The 15,106-nt window shown below is 55.5% G+C and carries 13 protein-coding genes and 1 pseudogene; 4 read left to right on the forward strand and 10 right to left on the reverse strand.

Annotation, left to right across the window (positions count from 1 at the left end; genetic code table 11):
- Positions 1 to 8: 8 nt before the first annotated feature.
- Together edd and zwf are read right to left on the reverse strand one after the other, a co-directional pair.
- Positions 9 to 1,820, reverse strand: a complete 1,812-nt coding sequence (gene edd / locus PGR09_RS09360) for a phosphogluconate dehydratase (RefSeq protein ID WP_430916076.1) — start codon at positions 1,818 to 1,820, stop codon at positions 9 to 11.
- 222 nt (positions 1,821 to 2,042) lie between these two features.
- Positions 2,043 to 3,518: a glucose-6-phosphate dehydrogenase gene (gene zwf / locus PGR09_RS09365; protein ID WP_045390321.1), complete on the reverse strand. Its 1,476-nt coding sequence runs from the start codon at positions 3,516 to 3,518 to the stop codon at positions 2,043 to 2,045.
- Between the two features lie 319 nt (positions 3,519 to 3,837).
- Between zwf and PGR09_RS09370 the strand changes: the two are divergent.
- Positions 3,838 to 4,742, forward strand: a pseudogene (locus PGR09_RS09370) (MurR/RpiR family transcriptional regulator).
- 125 nt (positions 4,743 to 4,867) lie between these two features.
- Complete coding sequence (gene pyk / locus PGR09_RS09375; RefSeq protein ID WP_015365996.1) at positions 4,868 to 6,310, forward strand: pyruvate kinase; 1,443 nt, start codon at positions 4,868 to 4,870, stop codon at positions 6,308 to 6,310.
- Between the two features lie 249 nt (positions 6,311 to 6,559).
- On the opposite strand, the gene lpxM is transcribed toward pyk, so the two are convergent.
- The 3 genes from lpxM to znuA all read right to left on the reverse strand — a co-directional run bounded on the left by lpxM (position 6,560) and on the right by znuA (position 9,937).
- Positions 6,560 to 7,531, reverse strand: coding sequence for a lauroyl-Kdo(2)-lipid IV(A) myristoyltransferase (gene lpxM / locus PGR09_RS09380; RefSeq protein WP_045390317.1), 972 nt, complete (start codon positions 7,529 to 7,531; stop codon positions 6,560 to 6,562).
- Positions 7,532 to 7,657: 126 nt separating this feature from the next.
- On the reverse strand, positions 7,658 to 8,977 hold the full coding sequence (gene mepM / locus PGR09_RS09385; RefSeq protein ID WP_430916077.1) for a murein DD-endopeptidase MepM: 1,320 nt from the start codon (positions 8,975 to 8,977) through the stop codon (positions 7,658 to 7,660).
- 15 nt (positions 8,978 to 8,992) lie between these two features.
- Positions 8,993 to 9,937, reverse strand: a complete 945-nt coding sequence (znuA, locus tag PGR09_RS09390) for a zinc ABC transporter substrate-binding protein ZnuA (protein WP_045390494.1) — start codon at positions 9,935 to 9,937, stop codon at positions 8,993 to 8,995.
- A 78-nt stretch (positions 9,938 to 10,015) separates the two neighbouring features.
- On the opposite strand from znuA, the gene znuC reads away from it, so the two are divergent.
- Positions 10,016 to 10,768: a zinc ABC transporter ATP-binding protein ZnuC gene (znuC, locus tag PGR09_RS09395; protein WP_015705955.1), complete on the forward strand. Its 753-nt coding sequence runs from the start codon at positions 10,016 to 10,018 to the stop codon at positions 10,766 to 10,768.
- Positions 10,768 to 11,553 (forward strand): zinc ABC transporter permease subunit ZnuB, encoded by a 786-nt coding sequence (gene znuB / locus PGR09_RS09400; RefSeq protein WP_045390315.1) that lies wholly within the window; start codon positions 10,768 to 10,770, stop codon positions 11,551 to 11,553. Before znuC ends, znuB begins: the two co-directional genes overlap by 1 nt.
- Positions 11,554 to 11,592: 39 nt before the next feature.
- On the opposite strand, the gene ruvB is transcribed toward znuB, so the two are convergent.
- The 5 genes from ruvB to nudB all read right to left on the reverse strand — a co-directional run bounded on the left by ruvB (position 11,593) and on the right by nudB (position 15,105).
- The gene (gene ruvB, locus PGR09_RS09405) at positions 11,593 to 12,603 is read right to left on the reverse strand and encodes a Holliday junction branch migration DNA helicase RuvB (RefSeq protein ID WP_015365990.1); all 1,011 of its coding nucleotides are present in this window, start codon (positions 12,601 to 12,603) and stop codon (positions 11,593 to 11,595) included.
- Between the two features lie 8 nt (positions 12,604 to 12,611).
- A complete protein-coding gene (gene ruvA / locus PGR09_RS09410; RefSeq protein ID WP_015365989.1) occupies positions 12,612 to 13,223 on the reverse strand; it encodes a Holliday junction branch migration protein RuvA in 612 nt (203 codons plus the stop codon).
- 81 nt (positions 13,224 to 13,304) lie between these two features.
- Positions 13,305 to 13,826 carry a crossover junction endodeoxyribonuclease RuvC gene (gene ruvC / locus PGR09_RS09415; RefSeq protein ID WP_015365988.1) on the reverse strand — a complete coding sequence of 174 codons (522 nt, stop codon included), beginning with the start codon at positions 13,824 to 13,826 and terminating at the stop codon, positions 13,305 to 13,307.
- Positions 13,827 to 13,871: 45 nt separating this feature from the next.
- Entirely contained in the window at positions 13,872 to 14,612 is a 741-nt protein-coding gene (locus tag PGR09_RS09420; RefSeq protein WP_015365987.1) for a YebC/PmpR family DNA-binding transcriptional regulator, read from the reverse strand.
- 49 nt (positions 14,613 to 14,661) lie between these two features.
- Positions 14,662 to 15,105 carry a dihydroneopterin triphosphate diphosphatase gene (nudB, locus tag PGR09_RS09425; protein ID WP_015365986.1) on the reverse strand — a complete coding sequence of 148 codons (444 nt, stop codon included), beginning with the start codon at positions 15,103 to 15,105 and terminating at the stop codon, positions 14,662 to 14,664.
- Position 15,106: the final 1 nt, after the last annotated feature.

Raw genomic sequence — 15,106 nt, forward strand, 5'->3', positions numbered from 1 at the left:
GAATCGTCTTAAAAAGTGATGCAGGTTGCGCCCTGCTCGGCTCCGGAGAGCTTCTCGCGCAGCGCGCCGAACATCTCGCGGCCGGTACCGACCCGCGAACTGCTCAGGTCAGGAATATGCGGCTGGCGGGCGGCCAGTTCGGCTTCATCGACCAGCAGGGTCAACTCGCCGGTCTGCCCGTTAACGCGAATCATGTCGCCATCGCGCACTTTCGCCAGCAAGCCGCCATCATAGGCTTCAGGAGTAACATGTATGGCTGACGGTACCTTGCCTGATGCGCCGGAAAGTCGACCATCGGTGACCAGCGAAATTTTGAAACGGCGGTCCAATAATACACCAAGTGGCGGCATAAGTTTATGTAATTCTGGCATGCCGTTCGCTTTCGGCCCCTGATGGCGTACAACGACTACGCAATCTTTATCCAGCAGTCCCGCTTCAAACGCCGGCAGTACGTCGTGCTGGCTCTCAAAGACGACCGCTGGCGCTTCGATAATCTGGTTCTCAACGGGCACCGCGGAGGTCTTCATTACCGCACGACCGAGGTTACCGCTCAGCACTTTGGTACCGCCATGGCGGGAGAACGGTTTCTCGAAGGTAGCAATGACCTGATCGTCAAGCGGCGCGGTCGCCCCTTCACGCCAGTCCAGTTCGCCGTTATTCAGCCATGGTTCCATGGTGTAACGGGACAGGCCGAAGCCGGCAACCGTGTTGACATCTTCATGCAGCAATCCGCCTTTTAGCAGCTCGCGCACCAGTACCGGCACGCCGCCTGCCGCCTGGAAGTGGTTAATGTCCGCCGGACCGTTTGGATACAGACGCGCCAGCAGCGGCACCACATCAGAAAGATCGGAGAAATCATCCCAGTTAATGATAATGCCCGCCGCGCGCGCCATCGCTACCAGGTGCATCGTATGGTTGGTGGAGCCGCCGGTCGCCAGCAGCGCAACGATACCGTTGACCACCACTTTTTCGTCAATCATTTTACCCAGCGGCATCCACTCATTGCCGTTGCCGGTCATGCGCGTCACCTGACGCGCGGCGGCGCTGGTCAGCGCTTCACGCAGCGGAGCGTCCGGGTGAACAAATGACGAACCTGGCAGCTGCATACCCATGAACTCAACCACCATCTGGTTGGTGTTGGCGGTACCGTAGAAGGTACAAGTGCCCGGCGCATGATAAGAGGCAGCTTCGGATTCAAGCAGCGCCATACGGTCAACCTTACCTTCGGCATACAGCTGACGAATACGCACTTTCTCTTTATTCGGCAGACCGCTGGCCATCGGGCCGGAGGGAATAAACACCGACGGCAGATGACCGAAGGAGAGCGCCGCCATGGTCAGACCGGGAACAATTTTATCGCATACGCCAAGATACAATGCGCCGTCGAACATGTTATGCGACAGGCCGATGGCGGCGGACATGGCAATCACTTCGCGGCTCAGCAGCGACAGCTCCATGCCATCCTGACCCTGCGTCACGCCGTCGCACATTGCCGGTACACCGCCGGCCACTTGCCCCACCGCATTGGCAGAGTGCAAGGCTTTGCGAATGATATCCGGATAATGTTCATAAGGCTGGTGGGCGGACAACATATCGTTGTAGGAGGTGATAATGGCGATGTTGTTGCGCAACATGCTCTTCAGCGACGCTTTATCTTCTGACTGACAGGCGGCAAAACCGTGCGCCAGGTTACCGCAGGCCAACTGCGAGCGATGGACGGTATCGCTTTTGGCTTGATTAATCCGTGCGAGGTAGGCTGAGCGGGTTTCGCGCGACCGTTCGATAATGCGATTTGTTACCCGTAACATTGTCGAATTCATAGAGGCTCCTCAAAATTTATCTGTCCGGCCACCGCGCGATGACGTCGAAGAATGGTGTAAATGGCACCACCACTGGGGCTCAGGGGCAAAATGTCTACAGGCAGTGTAATAAAAAAAGCCCCGGGGGTGAATCCTCCCGGGGCTTAAAAGATTAAAAATTATGCGCCAGACTGCGCCAGATCATGTTACCGGTAAAATAACTCTCCCGGATTAACGATACACTTACTCGAATTCGTTCCAGGAACGGCCATCGCGGGTGATCATCGCCACCGACGCCACCGGGCCCCAGGTACCGGCCTGGTAAGGCTTCGGCGCGTCGCCGTCGGCCGCCCATGCGCCGGTAATGGAGTCAACCCACTTCCACGCTTCTTCCACTTCATCGCGACGCACGAACAGCGCCTGGATACCGCGCATGGTTTCCAACAGCAGGCGTTCGTAGGCATCCGCCAGGTGAGTTTGATTGAAGGTCTCGGAGTAGCTCAGATCCAGTTTGGTGATCTGCAGATTATGCTTGTGATCGAGGCCTGGAACTTTGTTAAGCACCTGAATATCAACACCTTCATCCGGCTGCAGACGAATGGTTAGTTTGTTCTGCGGCAGCTCCTGCCAGGTCTCTTTGAACAGGTTCAGTTCCGGAGTTTTGAAGTAAACCACCACTTCGGAACATTTGGTCGGCAGACGTTTACCGGTACGCAGGTAGAACGGAACCCCAGCCCAGCGCCAGTTATCGATATCCACGCGGATGGCCACAAAGGTCTCCGTATTACTGGATTTGTTAGCGCCCTCTTCTTCCAGATAGCCCGGTACTTTTTTGCCTTGCGCAAACCCGGCGGTGTATTGACCGCGGACGGTTTTCTCACGCACGTTCGAGCGATCGATTCGGCGCAGCGATTTCAGCACTTTTACTTTTTCATCGCGGATGCTGTCGGCAGTTAGATCCGATGGCGGCGACATGGCGATCATGCACAGGATCTGCAGCAGATGGTTCTGGATCATGTCGCGCATCTGCCCGGCTTGATCGAAATAACCCCAGCGGCCTTCAATACCCACTTCTTCCGCCACGGTGATTTCAACGTGGTCAATGGTGCGGCAGTCCCAGTTATTAACAAACAAGGAGTTAGCAAAGCGCAGTGCCAGCAGGTTCAGTACCGTCTCTTTACCCAAATAATGGTCGATACGGTAAACCTGGCACTCTTCGAAATACTCGCCCACCTGGTCATTAATTTCCCGGGAGGTTTCCAGCGAGGTACCGAGCGGTTTTTCCATCACCACCCGCGCGGGTTTGGCATTCAGCTTTGCTTCGCCCAGCCCTTTGCAGATGGCGCCGAAAGTGCTTGGCGGCATCGCGAAGTAGTTAATGGTGACCCGGTTTTCCTGATCCAGCATTTCGCCCAGACGGGTGAAGCCGCTGGTATCGTTGACATCAAGATTACAGAAGTCCAGACGACCGCTCAGGGTATCCCATAAACCTTCGTCGATTTTCTCTTTCATGAAGGTTTCTAACGCTTCACGCACTACTTTGGTGTAAGCGTCTTTATCCCAATCGGCGCGACCAACGCCGATGATGCGGGTTTCAGGGTTAATCTGGCCAGCCTTTTCAAGCTGATACAGGGAAGGCAACAGTTTACGGCGCGCGAGGTCACCTTTCGCGCCGAAAATGACCAGATCGCATGCCTGGGCCGTTTGCGTTACCGCCATGTCATTCTCCTCAGTTGATAGTCTGGTGCTTATGCCAGGCTAAATTTGTAATTTTCTTACGCTGCACTGTACTGTGTTTACGAATTTCCTGAAACCCTTAGCGGTGCTTTCCCGACGTTACCGCACATAGAGGAAAAGCGTTCGCCGACAAATTGGGCATCAGGCTAAGAATGTTCGTTGTTTCGTCTGGTTTTCAGTTAGTAAAATACGACTCTGATCATGTAATGAAAAAAAACGACATTTTTTCTCGTCATTCCTCACCGCTTCTGATTGCGGAGGGGTATATTCTTGCTAAAACGCCTGATGATTTCACCCATTAATGAAATCGTTTCCATTGATGAGCGCCTGTTAACAATGAACATGCTGGAAAAAATCCAGTCCCGACTGGAAAACCTTAGCAAATCTGAACGCAAAGTGGCGGAAGTCATTCTTGCCACCCCGGCGCAGGCCATTCACTCGAGCATAGCGGCCCTGGCGCTGGAAGCCGGCGTCAGCGAGCCGACCGTAAACCGATTTTGTCGCAGTCTTGAAACCCGGGGTTTCCCCGATTTTAAACTGCATCTGGCACAAAGTCTGGCACACGGTACCCTCTATGTTAACCGTAATGTCGATGAAGACGACAGCGTCGAATCCTATACGGCGAAAATTTTCGAATCGGCGATGGCCAGCCTCGATCAGGTACATCATGCGCTGGATATGTCGGCGGTCAACCGGGCAGTCGATCTGCTTACCCAGGCGAAGAAAATCTCCTTCTTCGGTCTGGGGTCCTCAGCCGCCGTCGCGCATGACGCAATGAATAAATTTTTCCGTTTTAACGTCCCGGTCATCTACTCCGACGATATTGTCCTGCAGCGCATGAGCTGTATGAATTGTAACGATGATGACGTGGTGGTCATCATTTCACACACCGGGCGCACCAAAAGCCTGGTTGAACTGGCGCAACTGGCGCGTGAAAACGATGCCATGGTCATTGCCATTACTTCAGCCGGCACCCCGCTGGCGCGGGAGTCGACGCTGGCCATTACTCTGGACGTCCCGGAAGACACCGATATTTATATGCCGATGGTGTCGCGTCTGGCCCAGCTCACGGTAATTGATGTGCTGGCGACCGGCTTCACCCTGCGCCGCGGAGCAAAATTCAGAGATAACTTGAAGAGGGTCAAGGAAGCGCTCAAGGAATCGCGCTTTGATAAAGAACTACTCATTAGTAGTGATAAACAATAATAGTCATTATAAGTCAGAGACCAATTATGTCCCGGCAGCGTAGCAGTTCCGCCCATTAGCGGATTCGGCGCTACCGAATCCATGTTCACGCAACACCAAAGTTGTTTCAGTCAACGGAGTATTACATGTCCAGAAGGCTTCGCAGAACCAAAATCGTAACGACCTTAGGTCCGGCAACTGACCGCGATAACAACCTCGAAAAGGTTATCGCCGCGGGCGCTAACGTCGTACGCATGAACTTCTCTCACGGTACCCCGGAAGATCACCAGCTCCGCGCAGACAAAGTCCGTGAAATTGCAGCAAAACTGGGCCGTCACGTAGCAATTCTCGGCGACCTGCAGGGGCCGAAAATCCGCGTCTCTACCTTCAAAGAAGGCAAAATTTTCCTCAACATTGGCGACAAATTCCTGCTCGACGCCAACCTGGGTAAAGGCGAAGGCGATAAAGAAAAAGTCGGCATCGACTATAAAGGCCTGCCGGCGGACGTCGTTCCAGGCGATATCCTGCTGCTCGACGATGGTCGCGTGCAGCTGAAGGTCCTGGAAGTACAAGGGATGAAAGTGTTCACCGAAGTTACCGTTGGTGGCCCGCTATCTAACAATAAAGGTATTAACAAACTCGGCGGAGGGCTGTCTGCAGAAGCGCTAACCGATAAAGACAAAGCCGATATCGTTACCGCCGCAAAAATTGGCGTTGATTACCTGGCGGTCTCCTTCCCGCGCTGCGGCGAAGACCTGAACTACGCTCGCCGTCTGGCCCGCGACGCTGGCTGCGATGCGAAAATCGTCGCTAAAGTCGAGCGTGCGGAAGCGGTCTGCGACCAGGATGCCATGGACGACGTTATTCTCGCCTCCGATGTGGTGATGGTTGCTCGCGGCGATCTCGGTGTGGAAATCGGCGATCCGGAACTGGTGGGTATCCAGAAAGCGCTGATCCGCCGCGCTCGCCAGCTTAACCGCTCGGTCATCACCGCGACGCAGATGATGGAATCGATGATCACCAATCCGATGCCGACCCGTGCGGAAGTTATGGACGTAGCGAACGCCGTGCTGGACGGTACCGATGCCGTAATGCTGTCCGCAGAAACCGCTGCCGGCCAATATCCGTCAGAAACCGTTGCCGCGATGGCGCGCGTGTGTCTGGGCGCGGAGAAGATCCCAAGCCTCAACGTTTCTAAACACCGCCTCGACGTGCAATTCGACAATGTCGAAGAAGCAATCGCCATGTCAGCGATGTATGCGGCCAACCACCTGAAAGGCATTACTGCGATTATCACCATGACCGAGTCCGGCCGCACCGCGTTGATGACCTCGCGTATCAGTTCCGGCCTGCCGATTTTCGCCCTCTCCCGTCACGAGCGTACTCTGAACCTGACGGCGCTCTATCGTGGCGTGACGCCGGTGCATTTCGACAGCCATAACGACGGCGTTGCCGCCGCGCACGACGCGGTTAACCTGCTGCGTGATAAAGGCTATCTGGTCTCCGGCGACCTGGTGGTCGTCACCCAGGGCGACGTGATGAGCACCATCGGTAGCACCAACACCACCCGTATCCTGACCGTTGAGTAATCATCTTCAGAGACAGGAAAGCCTCCTTACGGAGGCTTTTTTATGCTTGTTATCCTGGTAAATACAGGCATCACAACATGCCGGCGATGGTAGCATACGGAAATGTTTTGTAGGCCCGCGCAAGCGCAGCGCCGCCGGGCAATATCCGCGGATAAGGAGCCGCTTTTGCGCCGGATGGCGGCTGCGCCTTATCCGGCCTACGGTCTGGTAAATGCAGGCGCCGTAGCCCTGCTCAGCGCAGCATACAGCTTACTTCTTCGGAAACAGTTCTTTGCGCTTATAAGGCTCAGTTTCACCCGGCTTACGCGTCTTCAGCAGTTTCAGGATCCAGGTATACTGTTCGGTGTGCGGCCTGACGAAAATCTCAACCTCTTCGTTCATACGGCGCGCAATCGTCGTGTCATCGGCTTCCAGCAGGTCGTCCATAGGCGGGCGCACCAGTACCGTCAGGCGATGCGTTTTACCGTCATACACCGGAAATAGCGGCACTACGCGCGCGCGGCAGACTTTCATCAGACGGCCAATCGCCGGAAGAGTCGCTTTATAAGTCGCGAAGAAATCAACAAATTCGCTGTGCTCGGCGCCGTGATCCTGGTCGGGCAGATAATAGCCCCAGTAGCCCTGGCGCACCGATTGAATAAACGGCTTGATACCATCGTTACGCGCGTGCATCCGCCCGCCAAAACGACGGCGCACGGTGTTCCAGACATAGTCAAATACCGGATTACCCTGGTTATGGAACATCGCGGCCATTTTTTGCCCGCCTGAAGCCATCAGCATCGCCGGAATATCCACGCCCCAGGCGTGCGGCACTAAAAAGATGACCTTTTCATTATTACGGTGCATCTCGTCAATGATCTCTTTCCCTTGCCAGTCAACGCGGGACATCACGCGCTGCGGATCGCGCATGCCGAGTTCGGCCATCATCACCATTGCCTGCGGAGCAGACATATACATCGCATCGATGATAGCTTCACGCTCTTGTTCGCTTTTTTCCGGGAAGCAGTACAGCAGGTTAATCTGCGCCCGACGGCGGGAGCTTTTTGCCAGACGGCCGACAAAACGCCCGAGTTTTCCGAGAATAGGGTCGCGGAAAGAGGGAGGCGTCAGCGCGATTCCGGCGAAGGCGAAAACGCCCAGCCACGCGCCCCAGTAGCGCGGCAGTAAAAAAGATTTCTCAAATTTGGGGATAAATTCAATGTTATTTTTTTTCGTTTCCATGCCCGGTCCGCAGAAGTTCTGCTTAATCAATAAAGATAATGGCTTAGTTTAGCGACACGTCACTCATCGCACAAAAGAAAAAGCCGGCGCATATCAGGCGCCGGCTTTCAGTGAAGATAATTCAGACTAATCAAAGCGCAGCTGTGGGATAACCTCTTTGGCCTGCGCCAGGTAATCCGTACGGTCGGAACCGGTTAAACCTTCGGTACGCGGCAGTTTCGCCGTCAACGGGTTAACCGCCTGCTGGTTGATCCAGACTTCATAGTGCAGGTGCGGGCCAGTAGAACGCCCGGTGTTGCCCGACAGCGCGATACGATCACCGCGTTTCACTTTCTGCCCCGTTTTCACCAGCAGCTTACGCAGGTGCATATAGCGGGTGGTATAGGTGCGGCCATGACGCACGGCGACATAGTAACCTGCCGCGCCGCTGCGTTTCGCCACCACCACTTCACCATCGCCGACGGAAAGCACCGGCGTGCCCTGCGGCATAGCGAAGTCAACGCCGCGATGCGGCGCGACGCGCCCGGTCACCGGATTCAGGCGACGCGGGTTGAAGTTAGACGACACGCGGAACTGACGCGAGGTCGGGAAGCGCAGGAAGCCTTTCGCCAGACCCGTACCGTTGCGATCGTAGAATTTGCCATCTTCGGCACGGATCGCGTAATAATCTTTGCCATCGGAACGTAAACGCACGCCCAACAGCTGGCTCTGCTCGCGCTTGCCATCAAGCATTTCACGCGACATCAGCACCGAGAATTCATCACCTTTTTTCAGCTTACGGAAGTCCATCTGCCACTGCATCGCTTTGATGACCGCGCTGATTTCCGTACTGGTAAGGCCAGCATCACGGGCGCTGGAGACGAAGCTGGCGCCAACGGTACCTTTCAGGACATTGTTGACCCAATCCCCTTTCTGCAGCTCGCTGCTCATTTTAAAGCCATTGGCGACGCGGTTATAGGTACGCGTCTCGCGGCGCGACATCTCCCACGTCAGGCTTTGCAGGTCGCCATCGGCGGTCAGCGTCCAGGAGAGCTGTTGACCAATTTTAAGGTTGCGCAGTTCTTTATCAGCAGAGGAGAGTTGAGCGATATCGCCCATATCAATACCGTACTGATTAAGAATACTGCTCAGCGTATCGCCGGTGGAAACCACATATTCATGGCCGCCGGAGTCGCTATCGGATTTATCGTCGAGCTCATCCTGCGGGATAGCTTCTTCTTCCTGCGGCGCCTGATCGATGGGTTCAGAGGCTTCCGGCAGCAGAGAGCGGATTTCGCTTTTTTCCAGCTCAATCGTTCTGACGATCGGGGCTGATTCCGGGTGGTAGATGTAGGGCCGCCAGACGGCGACCGCTAAAGTCAGGACGCTCAACGACCCCAGCATAACGCGATGGGGTCGCGGCAAGTTGTTGAATGCCTGAGTGACAGCGCGGGCTATCTGTTGCACGTATTCACTTCCTCGTTAATCTCCTTTCAGGCAGCTTGAATACTGATGCCCCAACTGGCTCAGGAACTGCGGGTAACTGTCTTTACCCAGCTTAATTCCGATTCCAAGTGGATCCAGGGTTCCCATGCGCACGGAGGTCCCCCTGGCAACAGCTTCGATAACCGCTGGCCTGAATTGTGGCTCAGCAAAAACGCAAGTCGCTTTCTGCTCAACCAACTGTGTTCTTATTTCGTGTAAACGCTGCGCACCAGGCTGGATTTCAGGGTTGACGGTAAAATGCCCCAACGAGGTCAAACCGTAATGTTTTTCGTAGTAGCCATAGGCATCATGAAAAACGAAATACCCCTTACCTTTCACCGGCGCCAGCTCGTTACTCACCTGTTTGTCGGTTGCGGCTAATTTTGCCTCAAATTCCTTCAGGTTGGCGTCAAGTTTGGCTCGACTCTGCGGCATAAGTTCCAATAATTTATCGTGGATTGCAACCGCTGAGAGCCGCGCTATCTCTGGGGAGAGCCACAGATGCATATTGTAAATGCCGTGATGGTGATCGCCGTCACTTTTTTCGCCATTAGCATGTTCGTGACCATGTTCGTCATCGTCATCATCCGTCCCTTTCATGAGCAACGGTTTCACCCCATCCAACTGGGCGATGGTGACCTTTTTCTGCTCCGCAATGCTTTGCGTTGACTTGTCCATAAAGGCTTCCATTTCTGGACCAATCCATACGACTAAGTCTGCGTTCTGTAAGCGTTTTACATCCGATGGACGAAGTGAATAATCATGCTCGGAAGCACCGTCAGGTAGCAAAACCTGGGTATCCGTTACGCCATCGGCGATAGCGGAAGCGATAAAGCCAAGGGGTTTCATGGAAGCGACGACGGCTGCATGAGCAACCGGGGCATGAGCGAACAAAAAAGCGGCGCTAAGTCCAGCGCAAAGAAGCGTATTTTTATGTAACATAATGCGACTAATCATCGTAATGAGCGAAAGTGATGTGATATTATAACATTCAATCGCTAGTGCAACCCCTAATTTGACATGACGAATCTTGTAACGCTGGAAAAAGTCGCGGTCGTCTACGGCCAGCGGCGCGTGTTGTCTGACATTTCGCTAACGCTAAAACCAGGCAAAATTTTAACGCTTCTTGGCCCAAACGGCGCCGGGAAATCGACGCTGGTGCGCGTGGTACTCGGCCTGGTGACGCCGACCGAAGGTGCTATCCAGCGCGAGAAAAATCTGCGTATCGGCTATGTGCCGCAAAAACTGCATCTTGATGCTACCATGCCGCTGACGGTCAGCCGCTTTATGCGCCTGCGTCCCGGTACCCGCAAGCAGGATATTATGCCGGCGCTGCAGCGTGTGCAGGCCGGGCATCTAATCGATGCGCCAATGCAAAAGCTCTCCGGTGGCGAAACCCAGCGCGTTTTGCTGGCGCGCGCCCTGCTGAATCAACCACAACTTCTGGTGCTGGATGAACCGACCCAGGGCGTCGACGTCAATGGTCAGGTGGCATTGTATGATTTAATTAATCAACTGCGTCAGGAGCTGAACTGCGCGGTCTTAATGGTTTCCCACGATCTCCACCTGGTGATGGCCAAAACCGATGAAGTGCTGTGCCTGAATCAGCATATTTGCTGCTCCGGAACTCCGGAAGTGGTCTCGATGCATCCGGAATTTATCTCCATGTTCGGCCCGCGCGGCGCGGAACAGCTGGGCATTTATCGTCACCAACATAATCACCGCCACGACCTGCAGGGGCGGATTGTACTGCGTCGGGGAAATGGCCGCTGATGATTGAATTACTGTTACCCGGCTGGTTAGCCGGCATGATGCTCGCCTGCGCGGCAGGCCCCCTGGGTTCGTTCGTGGTCTGGCGGAGAATGTCCTACTTTGGCGATACGCTGGCGCATGCTTCGCTGCTTGGCGTGGCGTTTGGTCTATTGCTCAACGTTAATCCGTTTTATGCGGTTATCGTGGTCACGCTGCTGCTGGCAGGCGGGCTGGTATGGCTGGAAAAACGCCCTCACCTGGCGGTCGATACCCTGCTGGGTATTATGGCCCACAGCGCGCTGTCGCTCGGTCTGGTGGTGGTGAGCCTGATGTCGAACGTGCGCGTCGACCTGATGGCCTATCTGTTTGGCGATCTATTAGCCGTCACCCCGCAGGATTTAATCTCCATTGCGTTAGGCGTGGTGGTAGTGGTCGCGATATTGCTCTGGCAGTGGCGCAACCTGCTGGCGATGACCATCAGCCCTGATTTAGCGTTTGTTGATGGGGTGAAGTTGCAGCGGGTTAAGCTGCTGCTGATGCTGGTGACGGCATTGACTATCGGCGTGGCAATGAAGTTCGTCGGCGCGCTGATCATCACTTCGTTGTTGATAATCCCGGCCGCTACCGCCCGCCGTTTTGCCCGCACGCCGGAACAGATGGCCGCGGTAGCCGTTGGTGTAGGTATGCTGGCGGTGACCGGCGGTTTAACCTTCTCGGCGTTCTACGATACCCCAGCAGGGCCTTCGGTTGTGCTCTGCGCAGCGGCGCTGTTTGTTCTGAGTATGACGAAGAAAGCGGCGAGTTGATTGAGAGACTACCCGGTAGCGGAAAGCTACCGGGTTTCATCAGGGCATTTCCGGCGGGGTAATACCGAAGTGATTCCAGGCGCGCACCGTCGCCATTCGGCCACGCGGCGTGCGCTGCAGGAACCCCTGTTGAATTAAGTACGGCTCCAGCACGTCTTCAATGGTTTCCCGCTCCTCGCCGATAGCCGCCGCGAGGTTATCGAGGCCGACCGGACCACCGAAGAATTTATCGATCACCGCCAATAACAGCTTGCGATCCATATAGTCAAACCCTTCGGCATCCACGTTGAGCATATCCAGCGCCTGAGCGGCGATCTCAGCGGAGATAGTGCCATCGTGGCGCACTTCGGCGAAGTCGCGTACCCGGCGCAGCAGACGGTTGGCGATACGCGGTGTACCGCGCGCGCGACGGGCCACTTCCAGCGCCCCTTCCTCGCTCATCTCCAAACCCATATGACGGGCGCTGCGGCCTACGATATGCTGCAGGTCCGGCACTTGATAAAACTCGAGGCGCTGCACGATACCAAAGCGGTCGCGCAGCGGCGAAGTCAATGAACCGGCGCGGGTAGTCGCGCCAATCAGGGTAAACGGCGGCAGGTCGATTTTAATCGAGCGTGCGGCCGGGCCTTCGCCAATCATGATATCCAGCTGATAATCTTCCATTGCCGGATACAGTACCTCTTCCACTACCGGCGAAAGACGGTGGATCTCATCAATAAACAGAACATCATGCGGCTCAAGGTTGGTCAGCATTGCCGCCAGGTCGCCGGCCTTTTCCAGCACCGGGCCGGAGGTGGTACGCAGATTCACGCCCATTTCGTTGGCGACGATATTAGCAAGCGTGGTTTTCCCCAACCCTGGTGGGCCAAAAATCAACAGGTGATCGAGCGCATCGCCGCGCAGTTTCGCCGCCTGGATAAAGATTTCCATCTGCGAACGCACCTGCGGCTGGCCGACATATTCTGCGAGCAATTTGGGGCGGATAGCGCGGTCAGCGGCCTCTTCAAAGCCAATGCTGTCGCCTGATACCAGCCGATCTGCTTCAATCATCCCTTACCTCACAACGCCGCGCGCAGCGCTTCGCGGATTAGCGTTTCACTGTTGGCGTCCGGGCGAGCGATTTTGCTCACCATTCGGCTGGCCTCTTGTGGTTTATAGCCCAGCGCCACCAGCGCGGCAACCGCTTCTTGCTCCGCATCGTCGGCAGTTGGGCCGGCAGGCGTGGTCAGCACCAGATCGGCGGCCGGAGTAAACAGGTCGCCATGCAGGCCTTTAAAGCGATCTTTCATCTCGACAATTAAACGTTCGGCGGTTTTCTTGCCGATACCAGGCAGTTTCACCAGCGAGGCAACTTCTTCACGCTCAACGGCGTTCACAAACTGCTGCGCCGACATGCCGGAAAGGATAGCCAGCGCCAGCTTCGGCCCGACGCCGTTGGTTTTGATAAGCTCTTTAAACAGCGTGCGTTCCTGCTTGTTGTTAAAGCCGTACAGCAGCTGCGCGTCTTCACGCACCACAAAATGGGTGAAGACGATGGCTTCCTGCCCGGCTTCCGGTAGCTCGTAGAAGCAGGTCATCGGCATATGGACTTCATAACCTACGCCCCCGGTTTCCAGTAATACCAGCGGGGGTTGCTTTTCGAGAATGATGCCTCTGAGTCTGCCTATCACGTAGCGCTCCTGAATAAAGGGCCGAAAGTCTAATGCGTTATCATAAAAAAAGGCTGGATGAATATCCAGCCTGATTTGTGATTATCGTAACCGCCCTCGCGCCAGATTGAGCCGGGTCTCGCTAATCTGAGCCAGGTTCTGACTGAGGTGGCAATGGGTGATGGCGATGGCCAGCGCATCCGCCGCATCCGCCTGCGGATTTGCCGGAAGTTTCAGCAAGGTACGCACCATATGCTGTACCTGGCTCTTTTCCGCGCTACCAATGCCGACGACGGTTTGCTTAACCTGGCGGGCGGCGTACTCAAAGACCGGCAGGTCCTGGTTCGTCGCCGCGACAATCGCCACTCCGCGCGCCTGCCCAAGCTTCAACGCCGAATCGGCATTTTTCGCCATAAAGACCTGCTCGATAGCGAAATAGTCGGGCTGGAACTGGGTAATAATTTCGGTGACGCCGGCGTATATCAGCTTCAGCCGCGACGGCAGATCGTCTACTTTGGTGCGGATACATCCGCTGCCAAGGTAGCTCAACTGCCGCCCGACCTGGCGAATCACGCCATAACCGGTCACGCGTGACCCCGGGTCAATGCCGAGAATAATGGCCATCACGCGCCTCCAGTAATAACTCACCCGCAATACCGGCTACCGGCATCACAGCGTTGCGGCAACCTCATCAGAGATTTCGCCGTTATGATACACTTCCTGCACGTCGTCGCAGTCTTCCAGCATATCAATAAGACGCAGCAGCTTCGGCGCGGTTTCCGCATCCATATCCGCTTTAGTCGACGGGATCATTGAGACTTCAGCAGCATCGGCTTTCAGGCCAGCGGCTTCCAGCGCATCACGCACCGCGCCCATCTCTTCCCAGGCGGTGTAAACGTCAATGGCGCCGTCGTCATAGGTAACAACGTCTTCAGCACCCGCTTCCAGCGCGGCTTCCATGATGGTGTCTTCGTCGCCTTTCTCGAAGGAGATCACGCCTTTTTTGCTGAACAGATAGGCCACGGAGCCGTCGGTTCCGAGGTTACCACCGGTTTTGGTAAAGGCGTGGCGTACTTCGGCGACGGTACGGTTACGGTTGTCGCTCAGACATTCAACCATTACCGCAGTGCCGCCCGGGCCGTAACCTTCATAAATGATGGTTTCCATGTTCGCGTCTTCATCACCGCCGACGCCGCGCGCAATGGCGCGGTTCAAGGTGTCGCGAGTCATGTTATTGGACAACGCTTTATCTACCGCCGCGCGCAGACGCGGGTTGGATGCCGGATCGCCGCCGCCCAGACGCGCAGCGGTGACCAGCTCGCGGATGATTTTAGTAAAGATTTTACCGCGCTTGGCATCTTGCGCCGCTTTGCGGTGTTTGGTGTTGGCCCATTTACTATGACCTGCCATAAAAAACTCTCCAAAAAAGCCGTCTTCCCGCGACAAACGCCGCGGGAAGTTATCCGGCGTTAATTACAAATTCTTCAATCGCCTGCCGGTTGCTCCACGATTTGGTTAGCGCGGCGGCATCCGACGCGCTAACCCAGCGGTAATCCAGATGTTCAGTGAAAACAATCTGGCGCTCATGGGGCAGCGCAAGACGGAACCAGAATTCCGTATTGCGCTCGACGCCCGGCGCATAGCGATGACGTAAGTGAGAAAATATCTCGAACTCCACCGTACGCTGACAGTCAATTAAGGCCAGTTGCTCGCGAGCAACGTCAATGGCGACCTCTTCCTTTACTTCGCGCGCGGCGGCCTGCAACGCGGTTTCCCCCTCTTCCAGGCTGCCGGTAACCGACTGCCAGAAAGCGGGATCGTCGCGTCGCTGCAACATCAGCACCCGCTTCGTATCTTCGGCGTAAATTACCACCAGAACGGAGACGGGCAGCTTGAATGACATC

The organism is Klebsiella sp. 141251 (assembly GCF_050600725.1).
In the GTDB taxonomy this organism is placed as follows: domain Bacteria; phylum Pseudomonadota; class Gammaproteobacteria; order Enterobacterales; family Enterobacteriaceae; genus Klebsiella; species Klebsiella aerogenes.